Source organism: Acinetobacter sp. 161(2023), assembly GCF_037027805.1.
In the GTDB taxonomy this organism is placed as follows: Bacteria; Pseudomonadota; Gammaproteobacteria; order Pseudomonadales; family Moraxellaceae; genus Acinetobacter.
Genome location: NZ_JAZEYD010000045.1, coordinates 1 through 1,274 on the forward strand (window position 1 = coordinate 1; position 1,274 = coordinate 1,274).

1 protein-coding gene is annotated in these 1,274 nt (G+C 37.8%); it reads left to right on the forward strand.

What is annotated here, in order from left to right:
• The first annotated feature begins 66 nt into the window (after positions 1–66).
• A protein-coding gene (locus WA249_RS18865) for an IS3-like element ISAba22 family transposase (RefSeq protein ID WP_085940844.1) occupies positions 67–1,232 on the forward strand; the annotation gives its coding sequence in 2 pieces (ribosomal slippage) (positions 67–325 and positions 325–1,232; 1,167 coding nt in all).
• Positions 1,233–1,274 lie beyond the last annotated feature (42 nt).

Consider the following 1,274-nt stretch of genomic DNA (forward strand, 5'->3'; position numbering starts at 1 on the left):
TGATGTGTGCTGAAAAAACAGGAGGTTTTAACTTGGTAAACTAAACACACTCATCAGGAGTTTACCATGAGCAAGAAACACAAGACTTACACCACAGAATTTAAAGCTGAAGCCATCAAATTAATTGAAGCCAATCAAGGCAATGTCTCGGAAACAGCTAGACAACTTAGCATTTCAATGCAAACTCTTTCAAATTGGAATACCAAAGCAAAGGCTGGAACTTTAGCAGGTACAAAACAGTATTCACCTGATCTAAACGCTCTACTCGAAGAAAATAAAAAACTCAAACAACAGCTCAAAATAGCTGAAATGGAACGTGAATTTTTAAAAAAGGCAGCAGCGTACTTTGCCAAAGAAAGTCAGTAAGGTACGCCTATATGAAACAAAAAAGATATTCTTTTCCAATTACCTTAATGGCTCGATTACTTCATGTTTCAGTTTCATGTTTTTATGATTGGCTCAAGAGAGGCGTGAGCAAAAGAACGATTCAACGAAATCAACAGACGATATTGGTGAAAATAGCCCATGAGGAGACAAGGCAGAGCTATGGTTATATTCGATTAACCAAATACTTACAAGCTCAGGGTATAAAAATGAGTATGTACGCTGTACGTCAGATAAAAGCGCTGAACCACCTGTATTGTAAGCGACACAAGCGTTTTAAAAGGACTACGAATAGTGACCATAATCGAGCGATCTATGAAAACCTGCTGGAGCAACAATTCTCAATGACTAGACCAAATCAAGCATGGTCAAGTGATATTACGTACATATGGACTGTTGAAGGATGGCTGTACTTAGCAGCGGTAAAAGACCTTTACACGAAGCAAGTGGTTGGCTATAGCTTAAATGAGCGCATGACAACACAGCTTGTTTGTAATGCGCTAAATATGGCTATTCACAATCAAAAACCAACCAAAGAACTGATTGTGCATTCAGACAGAGGAAGTCAATATTGCAGCCATGAATATCGAAATATACTTGAGCAATATGGTTTTCAAGGTTCAATGAGCAAGCGCGGAGACTGTTACGATAATGCACCGATTGAAAGCTTTTGGGGAATACTGAAAAATGAGTTAGTGCATCATTACAACTATCAAACCAGAGAAGAAGCCAAAGCAGATATTATAAAATACATTGAATTATTTTATAATCATCGAAGAATTCAAAAGGGTTTGGGTTTTAAGACACCAAATCAAATGGCCGAAGACTTTTATAAGTTGGCTGCCTAGAATCTCCCAAGGGAAAGTCTCCTGATAATTCAGCGTATATCA